Annotated in this window: 15 protein-coding genes; 13 read left to right on the forward strand and 2 right to left on the reverse strand. The window is 35.6% G+C overall.

Annotation, left to right across the window (positions count from 1 at the left end; all coding sequences use genetic code 11):
• The first annotated feature begins 9 nt into the window (after positions 1-9).
• The 6 genes from gatC (at position 10) to msrB (ending at position 6,348) form a co-directional block, all read left to right on the forward strand.
• Positions 10-312, forward strand: a complete 303-nt coding sequence (gatC, locus tag AC1RPR_RS04185; protein WP_409022077.1) for an Asp-tRNA(Asn)/Glu-tRNA(Gln) amidotransferase subunit GatC — start codon at positions 10-12, stop codon at positions 310-312.
• A gap of 2 nt (positions 313-314) precedes the next feature.
• On the forward strand, positions 315-1,778 hold the full coding sequence (gatA, locus tag AC1RPR_RS04190; RefSeq protein WP_481761572.1) for an Asp-tRNA(Asn)/Glu-tRNA(Gln) amidotransferase subunit GatA: 1,464 nt from the start codon (positions 315-317) through the stop codon (positions 1,776-1,778).
• A complete protein-coding gene (gene gatB, locus AC1RPR_RS04195; RefSeq protein ID WP_481761571.1) occupies positions 1,778-3,208 on the forward strand; it encodes an Asp-tRNA(Asn)/Glu-tRNA(Gln) amidotransferase subunit GatB in 1,431 nt (476 codons plus the stop codon). The genes gatA and gatB overlap by 1 nt, the downstream gene beginning before the upstream one ends.
• A 34-nt stretch (positions 3,209-3,242) precedes the next feature.
• Positions 3,243-4,283: a diacylglycerol kinase gene (locus AC1RPR_RS04200; RefSeq protein WP_481761570.1), complete on the forward strand. Its 1,041-nt coding sequence runs from the start codon at positions 3,243-3,245 to the stop codon at positions 4,281-4,283.
• A 132-nt stretch (positions 4,284-4,415) separates the two neighbouring features.
• Positions 4,416-5,780, forward strand: a complete 1,365-nt coding sequence (gene rlmD / locus AC1RPR_RS04205; protein ID WP_481761569.1) for a 23S rRNA (uracil(1939)-C(5))-methyltransferase RlmD — start codon at positions 4,416-4,418, stop codon at positions 5,778-5,780.
• 130 nt (positions 5,781-5,910) lie between these two features.
• Positions 5,911-6,348 (forward strand): peptide-methionine (R)-S-oxide reductase MsrB, encoded by a 438-nt coding sequence (gene msrB / locus AC1RPR_RS04210; protein ID WP_481761568.1) that lies wholly within the window; start codon positions 5,911-5,913, stop codon positions 6,346-6,348.
• Between the two features lie 72 nt (positions 6,349-6,420).
• On the opposite strand, the gene AC1RPR_RS04215 is transcribed toward msrB, so the two are convergent.
• Together AC1RPR_RS04215 and AC1RPR_RS04220 are read right to left on the reverse strand one after the other, a co-directional pair.
• Positions 6,421-7,740 (reverse strand): APC family permease, encoded by a 1,320-nt coding sequence (locus AC1RPR_RS04215; RefSeq protein ID WP_481761567.1) that lies wholly within the window; start codon positions 7,738-7,740, stop codon positions 6,421-6,423.
• A 104-nt stretch (positions 7,741-7,844) separates the two neighbouring features.
• On the reverse strand, positions 7,845-8,240 hold the full coding sequence (locus AC1RPR_RS04220; RefSeq protein WP_481761566.1) for a DUF4828 domain-containing protein: 396 nt from the start codon (positions 8,238-8,240) through the stop codon (positions 7,845-7,847).
• 183 nt (positions 8,241-8,423) lie between these two features.
• Between AC1RPR_RS04220 and AC1RPR_RS04225 the strand changes: the two genes are divergently transcribed.
• The 7 genes from AC1RPR_RS04225 to AC1RPR_RS04255 all read left to right on the forward strand — a co-directional run bounded on the left by AC1RPR_RS04225 (position 8,424) and on the right by AC1RPR_RS04255 (position 18,083).
• Positions 8,424-9,425, forward strand: a complete 1,002-nt coding sequence (locus tag AC1RPR_RS04225) for a Gfo/Idh/MocA family protein (RefSeq protein ID WP_481761565.1) — start codon at positions 8,424-8,426, stop codon at positions 9,423-9,425.
• 103 nt (positions 9,426-9,528) lie between these two features.
• Positions 9,529-10,809 (forward strand): DEAD/DEAH box helicase, encoded by a 1,281-nt coding sequence (locus AC1RPR_RS04230; protein ID WP_481761564.1) that lies wholly within the window; start codon positions 9,529-9,531, stop codon positions 10,807-10,809.
• A gap of 130 nt (positions 10,810-10,939) precedes the next feature.
• A complete protein-coding gene (locus tag AC1RPR_RS04235; protein ID WP_481761563.1) occupies positions 10,940-12,097 on the forward strand; it encodes a GNAT family N-acetyltransferase in 1,158 nt (385 codons plus the stop codon).
• A gap of 14 nt (positions 12,098-12,111) precedes the next feature.
• Complete coding sequence (locus AC1RPR_RS04240) at positions 12,112-13,551, forward strand: glycoside hydrolase family 1 protein (RefSeq protein ID WP_481761562.1); 1,440 nt, start codon at positions 12,112-12,114, stop codon at positions 13,549-13,551.
• A 152-nt stretch (positions 13,552-13,703) separates the two neighbouring features.
• A complete protein-coding gene (locus AC1RPR_RS04245) occupies positions 13,704-14,549 on the forward strand; it encodes a PRD domain-containing protein (RefSeq protein ID WP_481761561.1) in 846 nt (281 codons plus the stop codon).
• Between the two features lie 134 nt (positions 14,550-14,683).
• Entirely contained in the window at positions 14,684-16,651 is a 1,968-nt protein-coding gene (locus AC1RPR_RS04250; RefSeq protein WP_481761560.1) for a beta-glucoside-specific PTS transporter subunit IIABC, read from the forward strand.
• 1 nt (position 16,652) lies between these two features.
• Positions 16,653-18,083, forward strand: coding sequence for a 6-phospho-beta-glucosidase (locus tag AC1RPR_RS04255; protein ID WP_481761559.1), 1,431 nt, complete (start codon positions 16,653-16,655; stop codon positions 18,081-18,083).
• Positions 18,084-18,152: the final 69 nt, after the last annotated feature.

The following is an 18,152-nucleotide window of genomic DNA, read 5'->3' on the forward strand; positions in this document are numbered from 1 at the left end:
TGGTTTTGAATGTCAATTAGTAAAGAAGAAGTCAAACATGTCTCAGAGTTAGCTAAACTAGAACTCAGTGATACAGATTTAGAACTATTTACCAGTCAATTAGATGATATTATCGGAATGGCTGAACAATTATCAGAAGTAGATACAACAGGCGTTCCAGTAACGACACATATTACAGATGTTCTCAATGTGATGCGTGAAGATGTCGCAGAAGAAGGAACAGATCGAGACTTACTCTTTAAAAATGCACCGGATAGTGAAAATGGCCTTATTAAAGTGCCAGCAATTATTGATGAAAGTGAGGAAGCTTAAGCATGGATTATTTCAAACAAGATTTATCAAGTTTACATGACGCATTAGTTAATAAAGAAATGAGTTCTGAAGAATTAACGAAGGCAACCTTTGCTGAAATTAAAGCACGTGATTCAAAGATTTCTGCTTTCCTCGCAATGAACGAAGAAATGGCACTTAGCCAAGCTAAGGCTGTTGATGCTGCTGGTATCGATGCAAATAATGTCTTAGCCGGGATACCAATGGCTGTTAAAGATAATATTGTGACAAAGGATTTAACAACAACTGCTGCAAGCAAAATGTTAGAAAATTTCAATCCAATATATGATGCAACAGTGATTGAAAAAATGCGCCAAGCACAAATGGTGACAATTGGTAAAACAAACATGGATGAATTTGCTATGGGTGGTTCTACTGAAACGTCAGCTTTTAAAACAACAAAAAACCCTTGGAATACAACGAAGGTTCCCGGTGGCTCATCAGGTGGTTCAGCTGCTGCAGTTGCTTCAGGTGAAGTTATTGCTGCTTTAGGCTCAGATACTGGTGGTTCTATCCGTCAACCTGCTTCATTTAATGGTGTCGTAGGAACAAAACCAACTTATGGTCGTGTATCACGTTATGGTTTAATTGCATTTGCATCAAGTTTGGACCAAATTGGACCATTCACACGTGGCGTTAAAGATAACGCTGCTGTTTTAAATGCAATCAGTGGTAACGATGTTCATGATTCAACGAGTTCAGCGCAAGCTGTTCCTGATTTTACTGCTGGATTAACTGGCGATATTAAAGGAATGAAGATTGCTTTACCTAAAGAGTATTTAGGTGAGGGTGTTGATGCTGGTGTTAAAGAAGCCATTCAAAAAGCAGTTAAGACGTTTGAAGAACTTGGCGCAACAGTTGACGAAGTTAGTTTACCAAACAGTAAATATGGTGTGCCCGTTTACTATATTCTAGCTTCTTCTGAGGCATCATCTAATTTACAACGTTTTGATGGTATTCGTTATGGATTCCGTGCACAAGACGTTAAGAGTTTGGAAGATGTTTATGTACGTTCTCGTTCAGAAGGTTTTGGGGATGAAGTTAAACGTCGGATTATGTTAGGAACATTCTCATTATCTGCTGGAACTTATGACGCTTTCTTCAAGAAAGCAGCTCAAGTTCGGACTTTAATCTGCAATGATTTCCGTAATGTATTCAATGATTATGATTTGATTATTGGGCCTACTGCACCTAATACAGCATTTAATATTGGTGATAAAATTGAAGACCCAATTACAATGTATATGAATGATATTTTAACGATTCCAGTTAACTTGGCTGGACTACCCGGCATGTCAGTTCCTGCTGGATTCTCAAATGGCTTACCAGTTGGATTACAATTAATTGCGAAATCATTCGATGAAGCAACAATGTATCGTGCTGGTTACGCATTTGAACAAGCAACTGATTTCCATAAAGAAGTCCCTACGTTAGGAGGCCAAAACTAATGAATTTTGAAACAACAATTGGACTTGAAGTTCATATTGAAATGAAAACTAACTCTAAGGCATTCTCACCTTCAAAAGTTGATTTTGGGGCAGAACCTAATACGAATACCAACGTTATTGACTGGGGTTATCCAGGTGTTTTACCAACTGCCAATAAAGGGGCAATTGAATACGGAATGCGTGCTGCCTTAGCTTTAAATTGTGAAATCACAAAGGATAACCATTTTGACCGAAAAAATTACTTTTATCCTGATAATCCAAAAGCTTACCAGATCACACAATCAGAAGAACCTATTGGTCGTAACGGCTTCTTAGAAATTGAAGTTAATGGCGAAACGAAAAAAATCGGAATTGAAGAAATGCACGTTGAAGAAGATGCGGGTAAAAATACGCATAATCCTAACGGCTATTCTTATGTCGATTTAAACCGTCAAGGAACACCTTTGATTGAAATTGTTTCACGTCCTGATATCAAAACACCTGAAGAAGCTTACACATATCTTGAAAAATTACGTCAAGTTATTCAATTTACCGGTGTTTCTGATGTGAAGATGGAAGAAGGATCAATGCGAATTGATGTTAATATTTCAATTAACCCAATTGGCCAACCCGGTTATGGGACAAAAACTGAAATGAAAAATTTAAATTCATTTGAAAATGTGCGTAAAGGACTTGAATTTGAAGAAAAACGTCAAATAAATGTCTTGATGTCTGGTGGTATTGTTCAACAAGAAACACGCCGTTTTGATGCACCAACTGGTACAACTATTTTGATGCGTGTCAAAGAAGGGGCTAGCGATTATCGTTATTTCCCAGAACCAGATATTCCACCAATTCATATTAGTGATGACTGGATTCAAGAAGTTAGAGAATCAATTCCCGAAATGCCTGACAAACGACGGACACGCTATGCAAGTGAATTAGGCTTGCCTGAATATGATGCTGAAGTCTTAACACAAACAAAAGAAATGTCAGATTTCTTTGAAGACACAATTAAGTTAGATGCAGATCCTAAGTTAGCTGCTAACTGGTTAATGGGTGAAGTTAATGCGTTCATGAATACAAATAAATTAAACTTACAAGATACTAAATTAACACCAGCAAATCTTGCTGGAATGATTAATTTAATTACTGATGAAACAATTTCAAGTAAGATTGCTAAAAAAGTTTTCCAAGAAATTATTAAAAATGGTAGCGAACCTAAAGCTTGGGTTGAGTCTAAGGGACTTGTTCAATTATCTGACCCAGCTAAGTTACAACCCATTATTGATGGTATTTTAGATAACAATGAACAATCAATTGAAGATTTCAAAAATGGTAAAGATCGTGCTGTTGGATTCTTAATCGGACAAATCATGAAACAAACACAGGGACAAGCAAATCCTAATGTGGTCAATCAATTATTGATGGCCTCATTGAAGCAAAGATAATCTTATTAAAATAAGATTCATGTGGAGGAACGGAATGAGAAAAAGAGCCAGAATTATCTATAACCCAACATCCGGTCGTGAGGCTTTAAAAAGTGATCTCGTGAGTATTCTAGACATCATTGAAAATGCCGGGTATGAAACTAGTGCTTATGCGACGACAGCGAAGAAACATTCAGCTCGAGATGAAGCAACGAGAGCTGCTAAATCAGGGTTTGATTTAGTAATTGCTGCTGGTGGCGACGGAACCATTAATGAAGTTGCTAATGGAATTGCTGGTCTTAAGCACCGACCTAAGATAGGTGTTATTCCAGCTGGAACGACAAATGATTATGCGAGAGCTTTGAAAATACCTAGGGATGATTCAGTTGCTGCTGCAAAAGTAATTGCAAAAGGTAACACAGTTAAAATGGATGTTGGACAAGCTGGAGAAAAATATTTCATTAATATCGCTGGTGGTGGATTATTAACGGAATTAACTTATGATGTTCCTTCACAATTTAAATCACTTTTTGGTTATCTGGCTTATTTAGCTAAAGGTGCTGAAATGTTACCTAGAATGAAACCAATTGAAATGAACCTTGAGTATGATGGGGGAATTTTTAAAGGGAAAGCATCAATGTTTTTATTAGCATTGACGAACTCTGTAGGTGGCTTTGAACAAATCGTACCAAACGCTTCACTTGATGACGGTAAGTTTACCTTGCTTATTGTTAAAGCGACTAATATCGCCGAAATGTTGCATTTAATGGCACTTGTGTTAAATGGTGGGAAGCATATTAATGATAAACGTGTGATTTATGTTAAAACGTCTAAATTAATTGCTAAACCAGTCGATAATAAAATGATGATTAATATTGATGGTGAATATGGTGGTGATGCACCAATGACTTTCAAAAATTTAAAGCAACATATCGAAATTTTTGCGAATACAGATGCATTGCCAGAAACGTCAATTACGTCAGGTCGTACGGCTGCCGAAATTACAGCTGAAGAACATTTTGTAAAAGAAGTCCAAGAAATGCATAGTGAAGATGTTGACGGTAATGGTACAATTAGTAAAGTAAGAGATAACTAAGAAATTAAGTAGGATTGAGGTGCTTGGTAAAGGCCTCAATCCTGTTTTATTTCTAGAGTTGGCAACTATTGACTTTTAGGGGTTAAACATGGTTGAATAAAGTAAATACGCAGGAACATCGAAAGGACAACAATGAAAAAACTACCTCCAGTAATAAAGAACCAAGAATTTGATACAGAAATTATCGATTTAACTTATCAAGGTATGGGTGTCGCTAAAGTTGATGGCTACCCATTATTTATTGAAAATGCATTACCAGGCGAAAAAGTTAGTATTCGTGTAATGAAAGTTAGCAAGAACTTTGGTTTCGCTAAAGTTTTAGCTTTTCGTAATGAGAGCCCAGATCGTGTTGAAACAAAAGGTTCAGCATATACACAAACTGGAATTGCACCTTTACAACATTTAGCATACCCAGCACAATTAAAATTCAAACAAGCACAAGTTCAAGAGTTATTGAAAAAAGCGCATTTGGATATTGAAGTATCTGATGCTGTTGGAATGGAAAATCCTTTCCATTACCGTAATAAAGCACAAGTGCCTGTTCGCGAAATTGCTGGTGAATTAAAAACAGGATTCTTCAAGAAAAACAGTCATGATTTTGTTGCAATTGAAGATTTTTTAATTCAAGATGAAGAAATTGATAAAGCAATCGTAGCTGTACGTGATGTCTTACAACGTTTCCATGTGGAAGCATATGACGAACGTGCACATAAAGGGATTATCCGTCACATTATGGTTCGCCGTGGTCATTACTCAAAACAAATGATGATTGTCTTAGTAACACGCTCTAAGAAATTACCAATGTTTACTGAAATTACTGCTGCAATCCGTGAATCATTACCTGAGGTTACAACTATTGTTCAAAATACAAATTCTGAAAAGACAAATGTTATTTTAGGCCGCGAAAACAAAGTTTTATTTGGCCCTGGTTATATTGAAGATCAATTAAATGGATTAACATTTAGAATTTCACCACATTCTTTCTACCAAATTAATCCTGTCCAAACAGAAAAATTATATGCTGCAGCATTTGAACGTGCTGGTTTAACTGGTAATGAAACAGTTATTGATGCTTATAGTGGTATTGGAACAATTTCATTATCAATGGCAAAACATGCTCGTCAAATCTATGGTGTAGAATTAGTTTCTGCAGCGGTTAAAGATGCGAAAGAAAATGCTAAGATTAATGGTATTGATAATGTTCGTTTTGAAACTGGGATGGCAGAAAACTGGATGGAAAACTGGAGTCATGCTAACTTAAGACCTGACGTTTTAGTTGTCGATCCTCCTCGTAAGGGGCTAGAACCAGCATTTATTGAAAGTACACTTAAAATGCAACCTAAAAAAGTTGTTTACATTAGTTGTAACCCTTCAACATTAGTTCGTGATTTACAGAGCTTCTTAGATGATGGTTACAAAGTTACAAAACCAATTTTACCAGTGGATCAATTCCCACAAACAACACATATTGAAACAGTTACAATTTTAGAAAAATAACCAATTTAATATAATAGATGAGGAAGACCAAAGGTATTTTACTTTTGGCCTTTTTTTTGCAAACAGATAAATTGTATTCAGTGTGAAAAAGAGTATTCTAATGATATCTTAAAACATTAGGAGGTCCATTATGTCAAAAGAAACTGAAAAAGAATTACGTGAACGTTTAACTAATGAAGAGTTTGAAGTTACACAACATGCTGCAACGGAAGCGCCATTTACCGGTAAATATGATGACTTCTATCAAAAAGGAATTTACGTTGATGTTGTTAGTGGGGAAGCACTTTTTAGTTCAGCAGAAAAATATGACGCTGGCTGCGGTTGGCCATCATTTTCAAAACCAATCCCAGGTTCTAAGATTGCTGAGTTGGTTGATAATAGTCTTTTTGGTTATCAACGAACGGAAGTTAGAAGTAAGGAAGCAAATTCACATTTAGGTCATGTATTTACTGATGGACCTAAAGACCAAGGCGGATTACGTTATTGTATTAACTCTGCCTCATTGAAGTTTATTCCTGAAGCAGAAATGGAAGCTGCTGGATATAGTAACTATTTAAATAATTTATAAAAAATAAAAACATTCGACTTAAGGGATATGAGCCTATCTGGCTCTAAAAGTTGAATGTTTTTATTTGTATAATTATCCTTGGCTTTTTTGATGAATAAAGTAAACAGGAATGCCAAGTCCCGTTATTAATAGACCAACAAGTGCTAACGTCGTTTGTGTTAATAGTGTCGCAACGAGTATAAAAATACCCCCAATAATCGCGATGATTGGAATGATTGGATATAAAGGAACTTTATAGGGTCTATTTAATTCAGGTTCACGTTTTCGTAATATAAAGATAGCAACGAAAACTAGTACATTAAAAATCCAAATAACAAAAATAAGCATATCTGTTAATAAATCAAAACTACCTAAGAACATCATTATTATTGCGATACTTATTTGTAAAAAGCCCGCAATATATGGAACTCTCGTATGAGGAGATAAGCGTTTTAGCCAATTACTAAAGGGGAGTTGGTTTTCTAAGGCCATCGCATATGGAACGCGCATACCGGTTAACGTATAGCCGTTAGTGGCACCGTAGACTGAAATTAAGATACCAACGGTCACAAACTTACCACCAAATTGTCCAAATAGTTGTCTTGAGGCATCAGAAGCTGCATTTAAATTGCCAGCTAATCCTGAAATAGGAAGAGCCTTAAGAAAAACAAAATTAATTAATGTATAGATAATTGTGATGAAAAATAATCCTGAAATAATGGCTTTCGGTAAATCACGTTCTGGATGGTGCATCTCTCCGGCAATATTTCCAACCCCAATCCAGCCATCATAAGCAAACATGGTCGCAAGAAGGCCGCCACTTAAAGCAGTAAAGAAAGACTGGTGCGCGCCGGATGTTAACGGAATTAAACTAAACGTCACTTGTCCAGGAGTGAAAATCCCCCATATCACAATGACAATAATAGGTAATAATTTTAAAACTAATGAAATTGATTGAAAGGTACCACCAACTTTGGCGCCTAAAAAGTTAATCAATGTGATACTGATTCCACTAATTAAAGCAAATGGGATAATTAAATGTGAATCAAGATGGAAAAGATTAATTAATTGTGTGCCAAAAATAATTGAAAGAGCTGCAATGTTTGCTGGATAATAAATGATTATTTGTGCCCAGCCAAGTAAAAATGCTGGGAAACGGCCATAAGTATATTCGATATATTTAATGGCGCCACCAGTTTCTGGGATGGCGGCTGCAAGTTCTGCAGCGGTTAATCCAGCACAGATAGTTAAAAAGCCACCAAGTAACCAAACAAATAAAGTTAAGTTAGCAGATTGGGTTTGTTGTGTAACGCTTGAAACTTTAAAAAAAACGCCTCCGCCGATAACTGTTCCCATTACAGTTGAAAGGGCAGCGAAAAAGCCAATATCTCGTTTTAGGTGATCATTGTTCATGGAAAAAGGTCCTCGTTTCTATATTAAAATGCGTATTTAACTATTTTAGACTATTTAAACGTGTAATGAAACAAAAAATGAAGATGATAATCAACAAAATTCTGTTAATCTACATCTTCATTTTTATCATCTTGTGATTCTACAATTGGGGCTAATTTAATGGGATAGGTCCGGTTATCTGCTTCGTCAAACAAACTCACTGGTCCTTGATCGTTTGCATCAATTCTTAGATGAAAACCATATTCATCTAAGAAACTAAGTTCACGCTCATCTATATGTTCAATCTTACCATCGAGTGCACGTTCGTCAATTCGAATTGTGAGGTCTGATGAAATATCCAAATTATGGTGTCGATGACTTAATTCATCGTAGAATAGCCAATGTCCAGCATAAAAAATAGGTAAAGAAACCTTAGTTTTAGGTGCGGTTATAGACTTAATATCTTTCGTTAATCCAATAAAAAATGATGCACCTAGTAGTGCAAAACTACGTTTCTTCACAGCTATCCCTCCTAATTAGAACTCTTCTACTTAAATATAGCACTTTTAGCTAACAAGCGGAAAGAATTGCCCAAAATATATATAAATTTAATCTATCGTCACAAAATTGAAATAAAGCAATCGTTATGAAAACGGTTCAATTGTTGTTATAATGAATTTAATAATAAAATGGAGGTATTGGGTATGATTAAATTAGGTATTATTGGTACAAATTGGATTACAGGTCAATTCGTTGAAGCAGCGCATGAATCTAATGAATTTCAATTGACTAGTGTCTATTCAAGAACCGAATTAAAAGCCAAAGATTTTGGTGAAAAATATGGTGCAACAAATTTTTACGATAATATGACAGAATTTTTAAATTCAGATAAATTTGAGGTAATCTATATTGCTTCTCCGAATAGTTTACATTTTGAACAAATTAAATTAGCGATTGAAGCTGGTAAAAAAGTTATTGCCGAAAAACCAGTGGTCTCAAATCCAACAGAAATGGCCGCTATTCAGACGGTTCTTAGGGAACATCCTGGAAGTCAATTATTTGAAGCAGCTCGACAAATTCATCAAGATAATTTCAAAATTATTGAACAAAAAGTAACTGAACTAGAGACCATCCAAGGCGCAACTTTAACTTATATGAAGTATTCGTCACGTTATGATGCTATTTTAGCAGGTGAAGAACCTAATATCTTCTCACCAAAATTTTCTGGTGGTGCATTACAAGACTTAGGTGTTTACGTTGTTTATAATGCTATTTCTTGGTTTGGTACACCACTTGAAGTTCAGTACTATCCAACAATGTTACCAACAGGTGTTGATGGTAAAGGTGTCGCAATTCTAACTTATGAAGATTTTAGAGTGACCTTAAATATTGGTAAGACAGCAAATTCATATTTAACTAGTGAAATCTATGGCCTAAAAGACACAATTGTGATGGATAATGCAGCTGAATTAAATGAGGTTCTTTATCGAGATGGCTCTGATAAAGAAGAACTACTTAGTCAAAAACCAGCTAAAAATCCGATGTTAGCTGAAGCGATTGATTTTGCTAGAGTCATCAATAACCCCAATGACGTAACGAACAAAGCTGATTATATAAAATGGCAAAAACTTAGTGTGACAGTTAATCAAGTATTGTTTGATTTAAGGAAAAGTGCCGGAATTGAATTTCCAGCTGATCATAAATAAGAATTATTGAGATAAGTTTCTGTGAATCAATGGAAGCTTATTTTTTATATGCTATACTTAATTATTAAAACTAATCCTATGAAGTTAAAAGAAAGAGACTAAAATGAATCCAAAATTTGATGCATATTTTAAAGAACAAGGTTTTGAAACACAATCACCCATCCAAGAAGCCGTTTATGAACCTCTAAAATCAGGTGAAAATATCCTTGGATTAGCACCAACCGGTTCTGGTAAAACATTAGCGTTCAGCTTACCTTTACTCGAAAGATTAATACCTAAAGATGGCATTCAACTATTGATTATTGCACCTTCACAAGAATTAGCTATGCAATTAGCAGGTGTCATTCGTCCTTGGGCTAAAGAACTTGATTTAAAAGTTCAAGCTATTATTGGTGGTGCTAATATGAAACGCCAAATTGAAAATTTAAAGAAAAAACCTGAGATTATTGTCGGAACACCAGGTCGCTTATTGAATTTAGCTGAAGATAAAAAAATTAAATTACATAAAGTTAAATCAGTTGTCATTGATGAAGCGGATGATTTATTAACGGATGAAACACTAACAACTTGTCGTGATTTAATCAGCCAGGCACCTGCAGGCATTCAATTAAGTTTCTTTTCTGCGACGGAAACGGCAATATTAGATGATTTGAAAAAATGGTTTGGTGCTAATGTGACAACTTATGATGTTCGTGAAGTTGATCAAACACAAGGTATCGTTCACCATTATTCAATTGAAACACCAACGCGTAAACGTCAATCAACGTTGCGTCGTTTAGCAAATGTTGAAGATTTTTATGCACTAGTTTTCTTTAACCAACTATCATCGTTACAAGATATGGCTCAAAAATTAAAATATGATCATGTACCAGTCGCTGTCTTAGATAGCGAGCAACGCCAAGTTAATCGTGCTAATGCTTTATCACAACTTCATAAGCATGAAATTAAATTATTACTAACGACGGATGTTGCCGCTCGAGGTTTGGACATTCCAATGTTACCCGCAGTCGTAAATTATGATATGCCTAAAGATACGACGTCATATATTCATCGTGTCGGCCGGACAGGCCGGATGGGTGCTGAAGGGATGGTTATTAATCTTGGAAATGAACATGATCTACGTACCTTAAAACAAGATTTAAAAAATACACCATTTGAAATTGAAAAAGGTTACTTATATGATGGTGCGATTGTAACAGAAAGACCAGAACGTGTGGCTGAACCAAAAGCTAAGAAACTTAAACCAGTTGAAGTGAAAGCCAAAACAGTTGATGGTCAAAAGCAATCTGATGAACCAGTAAAGAAACCACATCGTAAAGTTCGTTTGAGAAATCAAAAAAATAAAGGTAAAAGACGCAAACCAAAAGCAGAACATTTTGATTAATGAGAAGGATCATCCAATAATAATTGGATGATTTTTTTATTGACTAATTTTGTAAGCGATTGCACGAATAGGGTAACCGTGCTATATTTAAAGAGGTTAATTCGTACAGAAGAAGGAGTTGAGTAGATCCATGACAAATATGAAGTTAGATGAAACTCATTTTGGAAGTTACTTTGATTTATCAATTTATGCCTTTAATAAAAAAGTATCAGCACAGAGAAAGAGCTTTTTTCGCAAACTTTATGAGCATTCATCAGATTGGGGCTCAGTTGAATCTGGGAAAGTTGTCAGCGGTGTGATTAATACACCATTTACGACTCATTTTCACGGGACTCAATTTAAAATGGGTGGTATTGGCTATGTTGCAAGTTATCCAGAATTTGCTGGTCAGGGTAGTATTGGACAATTAATGAATTTAGCTCTGGATGAGATGTATGATAATGGAACGACATTATCGTATTTAGCGCCATTTTCGTATCCGTTCTATCGTAAATTCGGTTACGAAGCAACATTTGATCAAACGATATATCGGATGAATACGAAGGATTTACCACGATTAAAAGTTAAGGCCATAGGTCACGTTGAACGTCACCGTTATTTGGATGTAAAAGAGGAATTAAATAAATTATACCAACAGAATCAGCTCTCTCAACAAGGTGGTATTGAACGGCCAGATTGGTGGTTAACTTATTCGGCGGAGAAACACCCTAACTGGGAAGTAGCGGTCTATTATAATGAAAAAAATGAGTCAGAAGGCTATCTTGTTTATCAAAGAGAAACTGATGAATTTAAAATCGTTGAATGGATATATCAAACAAGTGAGAGTTGGCTCCAATTACAAAATTTTGTGCTTAAGCATCAATCAGCATACGAATGGTTTAGTTATGAGAGTCCAATTGGACAGCCATTTCCAGATGTACTGGCAAATCCTCAAGTTGAAGTGACAACGCAACCTTACATGATGGCAAGAATTGTAAATGTTGAAGACTTTCTCAGCAGATACCCTTACCAGCAAGATTTTCCACAAATTGTGATTCAAGTTCAAGATTCGACTATTCAGGCTAATGAAGGCTATTGGCAAATTAGCCGAATAGACGGACAAACAAAAGTTGAAAAGACTGAAAATTCAGCAACTACGTTTACAACGGATATTCAAAATTTAACACGAAGTATGATGGGGTATCGAACATTTAAACAATTAAAACAATATGGATTTGTATCAGGCGACGTGACGTTATTCGATGGCGCATTAATTAAAGAACAACCGATATTAAGTGATTATTTTTAAGGAGAGAATAGATAATGGAATATGAAAAAATGAGTCAATTTCCAACTGATTTTTTATGGGGGGCTTCCTCAGCTGCTTACCAAATTGAAGGTGCGTATCAAGAAGATGGTAAAGGATTATCAGTTTGGGATAAATTTGTAAGAATTCCTGGGAAAACATTTAAGGGTACAAATGGTGATGTAGCCGTCGATCATTATCACCGTTTTAAAGAAGATGTCGCCTTAATGAAGGAGCAAGGATTGAAAGCTTACCGTTTTTCAATTGCTTGGACACGTATTTATCCAGAAGGAAAAGGTAAAGTTAATCAAAAGGGGATAGATTTTTATAATCGATTAATCGATGAGTTAATTGCGAATAATATTGAACCTGTTGTGACACTTTATCATTGGGATTTACCACAAGCATTACAAGATGAATATGCTGGTTGGGAATCTCGTGAAATTATTACTGATTTTACGGATTATGCGAAAACTTGTTTTGATGCATTCAGTGATCGTGTTAAATATTGGGTATCATTAAATGAACAAAACGTATTTATTTCTCATGGCTATCAAATGGAGAGTCATCCGCCTGCAGTAAATGATGAAAAAAGAATGTATGCTGCAAATCACATTGCTAATTTAGCAAATGCTTCAGCAATTAAGGCATTTCATGAAGGTCATTATCAAGGTGAAATTGGGCCTAGCTTTGCCTATAGCCCGGGTTATGCAGTTAATGGAGATCCTAAAAACCAAGTTGCGGCTACTAACTATGAAGATTATGCTGCTCATTTTTGGATGGATATTTATGTTTATGGACGTTATCCAAAAATGATTTATAAATGGTTAACTGAACGTGGAACTGCACCTACTGTTACAGAAGCAGATCAAGCTCTTTTAATTGCTGGAAAACCAGATTTTATGGGTTTAAATTATTATCAAACCCAAACAATTGCGGCTAATCCGTTAGTTGGTGGTGTTGGACTTGCTGCTGAAAATAATACAGGTAAAAAGGGGACTAGCTCCGAAAGTGGCGTTCCAGGCATGTTTAAGACTACTAATAATGAATTTTTAAAACAAACTGATTGGGATTGGAATATTGATCCTGAAGGGCTAAGAATTGCTCTGAGAAGAATTGATAGTCGTTACGACTTACCTGTTCTTATTACTGAAAACGGTCTTGGTGCTTATGATAAATTAGAAGAAGGCAATACAATTCATGATGATTACCGAATTTACTTTATCAATGAACATATTAAAGCCATTCAAGAAGCCATTTCAGACGGTGTAAAAGTCATTGGGTATACAACTTGGAGTTTCACTGATTTATTGAGCTGGTCAAATGGCTATCAAAAGCGCTATGGCTTTGTTTATATTGATCGTGATGAAGAAAGTGCGAAAGAATTAAAACGATATAAGAAAGATTCATTCTATTGGTATCAAAAGGTCATTAAAGAAAATGGTAGTAAGTTATAAAGTAATTTAAATAGCTATTGATAACGCTTACAATAAATGATACAATAAATATGAAATGAGTGTTACTGATTCGATCAGGCATGACCTATTGATGTAGATATGAAAATATCTGTATTTGTAGGTCATTTTTTATGGGAAGGGGTCGGTTTGATGTGAAGTTCGTAAAAAATTTTAATAATAATGCAGCTTTAGTTGAATCATCCGACAATGTTGAGTGGGTGGTCATTGGTAACGGTATTGGATTCGGTTATCATGCTGGAGATAATATCGATAAGGACCAGATTGACCGACGGTTTAAAGCTGAAGAAGATTCAGATACAATGAAATTAATTTCAGGATTTGATGCAGAAACTTTGGAAGTTACGACAACTTTTGTTGGAGTAGTAGAGCCATTAATTGATGTGACATTTGATGATGTTCAATTTTTGATTTTAGTGGACCATTTTCAATATTCATTACAAAAAAATCGTGAAGAAATGTTTTTAAATGACCGATCTGTTCATTGGGAAATGAAAAAATTATTTCCAAGTGAATTCCAAGCTGCAAAGGTTGGTATTAAAGAAATCGAATCAAAATTTGACATTACGGTTCAAAATAATGAATTGATTTTATTAACCTATCATTTGATTAACGTCAAAGAAGGCGGACATGCTGTTCAAGAATCGATGAAGCTGACAGAACTCATTTCGGGAATTGTTAATATTATTCAATTAGATACTGGTATTATTCTCGACGAAAAATCATTTAATTATAGTCGATTTGTCTCACATTTACGCTATTTATTCATTAGGCATTTTCATAATACTGAGATTGATCGTGCAGAACTTGACCCTGAGTTGCTCGCCATGATGATTAGTCGGTATCCACAAGTGTACGAAACAGTGGAAAAAATCGTGCAGTATATTCGAGAACGGGCCGATTGGGATTTACAAGCAGACGAACAAGTTTATCTAGTTTTACATATCTGGCGAGTAACCCATCGGCAAACAGAAAATTAAATAAATTGATAATTAGGTGTGTTATTGCCATTTATAAGCAAGCATAAACCCAGTTATCCATGCAAACTCGTATTTTTTGAGTTGAAATGGATAACTGGGTTTTAATTTATAAAAAATATAAAGGAGTGATTGTGATGAGTTACGAAAAATTAGCTAAAGATATTTTAAAAAATGTAGGTGGCGAAGCTAACGTTAATAGCGTAGTCCATTGTACAACCCGACTAAGATTTAAATTAAAAGATGAATCTAAGGCCAATACCGATATGTTGAAAAATATGGACGGCGTAGTGACCGTTGTTAAAAGTGGCGGCCAGTACCAAGTGGTTGTTGGAAATCAAGTTCCGGAAGTTTATGATGCATTAGTTAAAGGTAGCGGACTTGATGGTGATGGCATTGTGCCAGATAATGATGGCGAAAAAATGAAACCGCTTGATGCCTTTATTGATATGATTTCAGGTATCTTTGCACCAGCTCTAGGTGTTTTAGCTGCAACAGGGATGATCAAAGGAATAGTTTCATTACTAGTCGCATTTAGCTGGGTGGCACCGACATCTGGAACGTATATTATTTTAAATGCATTAGGAGATTCTTTCTTTTATTTCTTCCCGATTATCTTAGCTTACAGTGCTAGTAAAAAATTCCACGTTAATCCATTGTTGGCAATGGTTATTGGTGCATCCTTAGTTTACCCAACTATTGTGGCACAATTGCCAGCAACACTAGCCGCTTCAGGTGGAAAAGTGCTGTACACTTTATTTGCAGGAACAATTTTTGAATCACCAATCTATATGACATTCTTGGGGATTCCAGTAATCATGATGAGTTACGCATCATCAGTTGTACCTATTATTGTATCAATTTGGTTTGCATCAAAAGTGGAACCATTCTTCAAAAAAGTGATACCAGAAGTTGTACGAACATTCTTAGTGCCAATGTTAACAGCACTTGTTGTTGTGCCTATTACATTTATCTTTATAGGTCCCATAACAACTTGGGCTAGTGATATTGTGGCAACCGGATTTACAGCTGTATACACATTTAGTCCAATTGCCGCTGGCGCAGTTCTTGGTGGCTTATGGCAAGTACTTGTTATCTTCGGGTTACATTGGGGACTTGTTCCACTTGCCTTACTTAACATTTCAACAACAGGCTCAGATCCAATTTTAGCACTTATGCTAGGGACAACGTTCGCTCAAATTGGGTCAGTATTGGCAATTACAATTAAAACAAAAAATAAAAAACTAAAAGGTCTTGGCTATTCTTCATTTATTTCAGGAATCTTTGGTGTTACGGAACCCGCTATTTACGGAATTACGTTACCTCGTAAAAAACCATTTATTATTACATGTATTTCAGCCGCTATTGGTGGCATGGTTCTTGGTGTATTTGGGACAAAAGGATACATGGTTGGTGGATTAGGCATTTTCTCTATTCCAAGTTACTTGAATCCTAAGACAGGAATTGATATGTCATTCTACGCTGTGCTGATAGCAATCGTTGTTTCATTCGTATTGGCATATGTCTTAACACTTATGTTCGGTTTAACAAAGGAAGATCAAGAAGTACCCGTTGCTGTTGCTGAAACAAAAGTAACAACGTCAGTAGTACCTGTAGAAGTAGAAATGAGTGGAGAAATCCTTGGTAGCCCACTTAAAGGCGAAGTATTACCTTTATCAGAGGTTAAAGACCCTGTCTTTAGTTCTGGTATTATGGGTGACGGTATCGCAATTCTACCTGAAGTTGGTCAATTATACGCACCTGCTGATGGTAAAATAACATTAGTTTTTCCAACAGGACACGCAGTTGGTATGGTGACAGACGATGGCGCCGAAATTTTAATGCATATCGGAATGGATACAGTTGAATTAGAAGGTAAGTATTTTGAAATTCAAACAGAAATTGATACCGTCGTAAAAAAAGGCGATTTATTACTTAAATTCGATATTGAAGGTATTAAACAGGCAGGATATGAAATTATTACGCCAATTATCGTGACGAACACACCAAAATATAAAAAAATTAAACCACTTGCTAAAGACCAGTCAGAAATAATTGTTGGTACTGATTTATTAGATTTAGAAATTAATTCAGGAGGTCAATAAGATGACAAAATCAAATTTTCCAGATAACTTTTTATGGGGTGGCGCAACGGCCGCTAATCAATTTGAAGGGGCCTATGATGTTGATGGTAAGGGCCTGTCATTAGTAGATATATTACCAGACGCACACCATGGTCGCTGGGATTATTTATTTAATGTAAAAGAAGCGATGCAGATGAAAGAAGATTTTTATCCTAGTCATGAATCTGTTGATTTTTATCATCATTATGAAGAAGATTTACGATTAATGGCAGAAATGGGTTTCAAAACCTTCAGAATGTCAATTAGTTGGCCACGGATATTTCCACAAGGTGATGAAAAAGAACCAAACGAAAAAGGGCTAGAATTCTATGATAAAGTTATCGATCTTTGTAACGAATTAGGGATGGAACCGTTAGTAACAATTAACCATTTCGATACGCCGTTAGGGATGTTGAAAAAAATGAATGGTTGGGCTGACCGTCGAATGATTGATAATTACTTAAACTTTTCACGCGTCTTATTTATGCGTTATAAGGATAAGGTTAAGTATTGGTTAACATTTAACGAAATTAATATGATTTTACACATTCCGTTATTGGGCGGTGGATTAGATTTGGAAGGGATTGATAATCCTGACCAAATCAAATATCAAGCGGCACATCATCAATTAGTTGCCTCTGCGCTTGCGACAAAATTAGCACACGAAATTAATCCTGATTTTAAGATAGGGTGTATGTTAGCGGCTGGGGTTACCTATCCCAATACACCTAATCCAAAAGATGTATTTGAAGCAATGACAAAGGATCGGGAAGGATACTTCTTTATTGATGTTCAGTCACGTGGCTACTACCCAAGTTATTCGGCAAGATTATTTAAAGATATGGGTATAGAAATTAAAATGGCAGATACCGACGAAAAAGATTTATTAGAAAATACAGTTGATTTCATTTCATTTAGCTATTATTCATCAAGATTAGCAAGCGCTGATCCTGAGATGACTGATAAAACAGCAGCAAATGTCTTTGATAGCTTAAAAAATCCTTACTTAAAGACAAGCGAATGGGGCTGGCAAACAGATGGCCTTGGTTTGAGAACAACGATGAATCAAATTTATGATCGTTATCAGAAACCATTATTTGTTGTTGAAAATGGATTAGGTGCAAAAGATGTTGTGGAAGAAGGCAATAAAATTCATGATGATTATCGCATTTCTTATCTAAGTGAAAATATTGAAGCAATGGGTGAGGCGATTGCAGACGGGGTTTCTTGTCTAGGTTACACATCATGGGGCTGTATCGATTTAATTAGCGCAGGCTCAGGCGAAATGGCGAAACGCTATGGTTACATTTACGTAGATCGAGATAACGAAGGTAACGGGACGCTAAATCGATTGAAAAAAGATTCGTTCTATTGGTATCAAAATGTTATTAAAACAAATGGTGTCGAATTATAAACTGGAAAAATTGAAGATATAAAATTTCGATGCGATTTAAAATACTGTTTAAGCAATGATTGTTTGCTT

This window comes from Dellaglioa sp. CoH-57-MRSF-22 (genome assembly GCF_056781895.1).

Coding starts and splice junctions, on each gene's coding strand:
- gatC (WP_409022077.1), top strand. CDS start 10: ATGTCAATTAGTAAAGAAGAAGTCAAACATGTCTCAGAGTTAGCTAAA.
- gatA (WP_481761572.1), top strand. CDS start 315: ATGGATTATTTCAAACAAGATTTATCAAGTTTACATGACGCATTAGTT.
- gatB (WP_481761571.1), top strand. CDS start 1,778: ATGAATTTTGAAACAACAATTGGACTTGAAGTTCATATTGAAATGAAA.
- AC1RPR_RS04200 (WP_481761570.1), top strand. CDS start 3,243: ATGAGAAAAAGAGCCAGAATTATCTATAACCCAACATCCGGTCGTGAG.
- rlmD (WP_481761569.1), top strand. CDS start 4,416: ATGAAAAAACTACCTCCAGTAATAAAGAACCAAGAATTTGATACAGAA.
- msrB (WP_481761568.1), top strand. CDS start 5,911: ATGTCAAAAGAAACTGAAAAAGAATTACGTGAACGTTTAACTAATGAA.
- AC1RPR_RS04215 (WP_481761567.1), bottom strand. CDS start 7,740: ATGAACAATGATCACCTAAAACGAGATATTGGCTTTTTCGCTGCCCTT.
- AC1RPR_RS04225 (WP_481761565.1), top strand. CDS start 8,424: ATGATTAAATTAGGTATTATTGGTACAAATTGGATTACAGGTCAATTC.
- AC1RPR_RS04230 (WP_481761564.1), top strand. CDS start 9,529: ATGAATCCAAAATTTGATGCATATTTTAAAGAACAAGGTTTTGAAACA.
- AC1RPR_RS04235 (WP_481761563.1), top strand. CDS start 10,940: ATGACAAATATGAAGTTAGATGAAACTCATTTTGGAAGTTACTTTGAT.
- AC1RPR_RS04240 (WP_481761562.1), top strand. CDS start 12,112: ATGGAATATGAAAAAATGAGTCAATTTCCAACTGATTTTTTATGGGGG.
- AC1RPR_RS04250 (WP_481761560.1), top strand. CDS start 14,684: ATGAGTTACGAAAAATTAGCTAAAGATATTTTAAAAAATGTAGGTGGC.
- AC1RPR_RS04255 (WP_481761559.1), top strand. CDS start 16,653: ATGACAAAATCAAATTTTCCAGATAACTTTTTATGGGGTGGCGCAACG.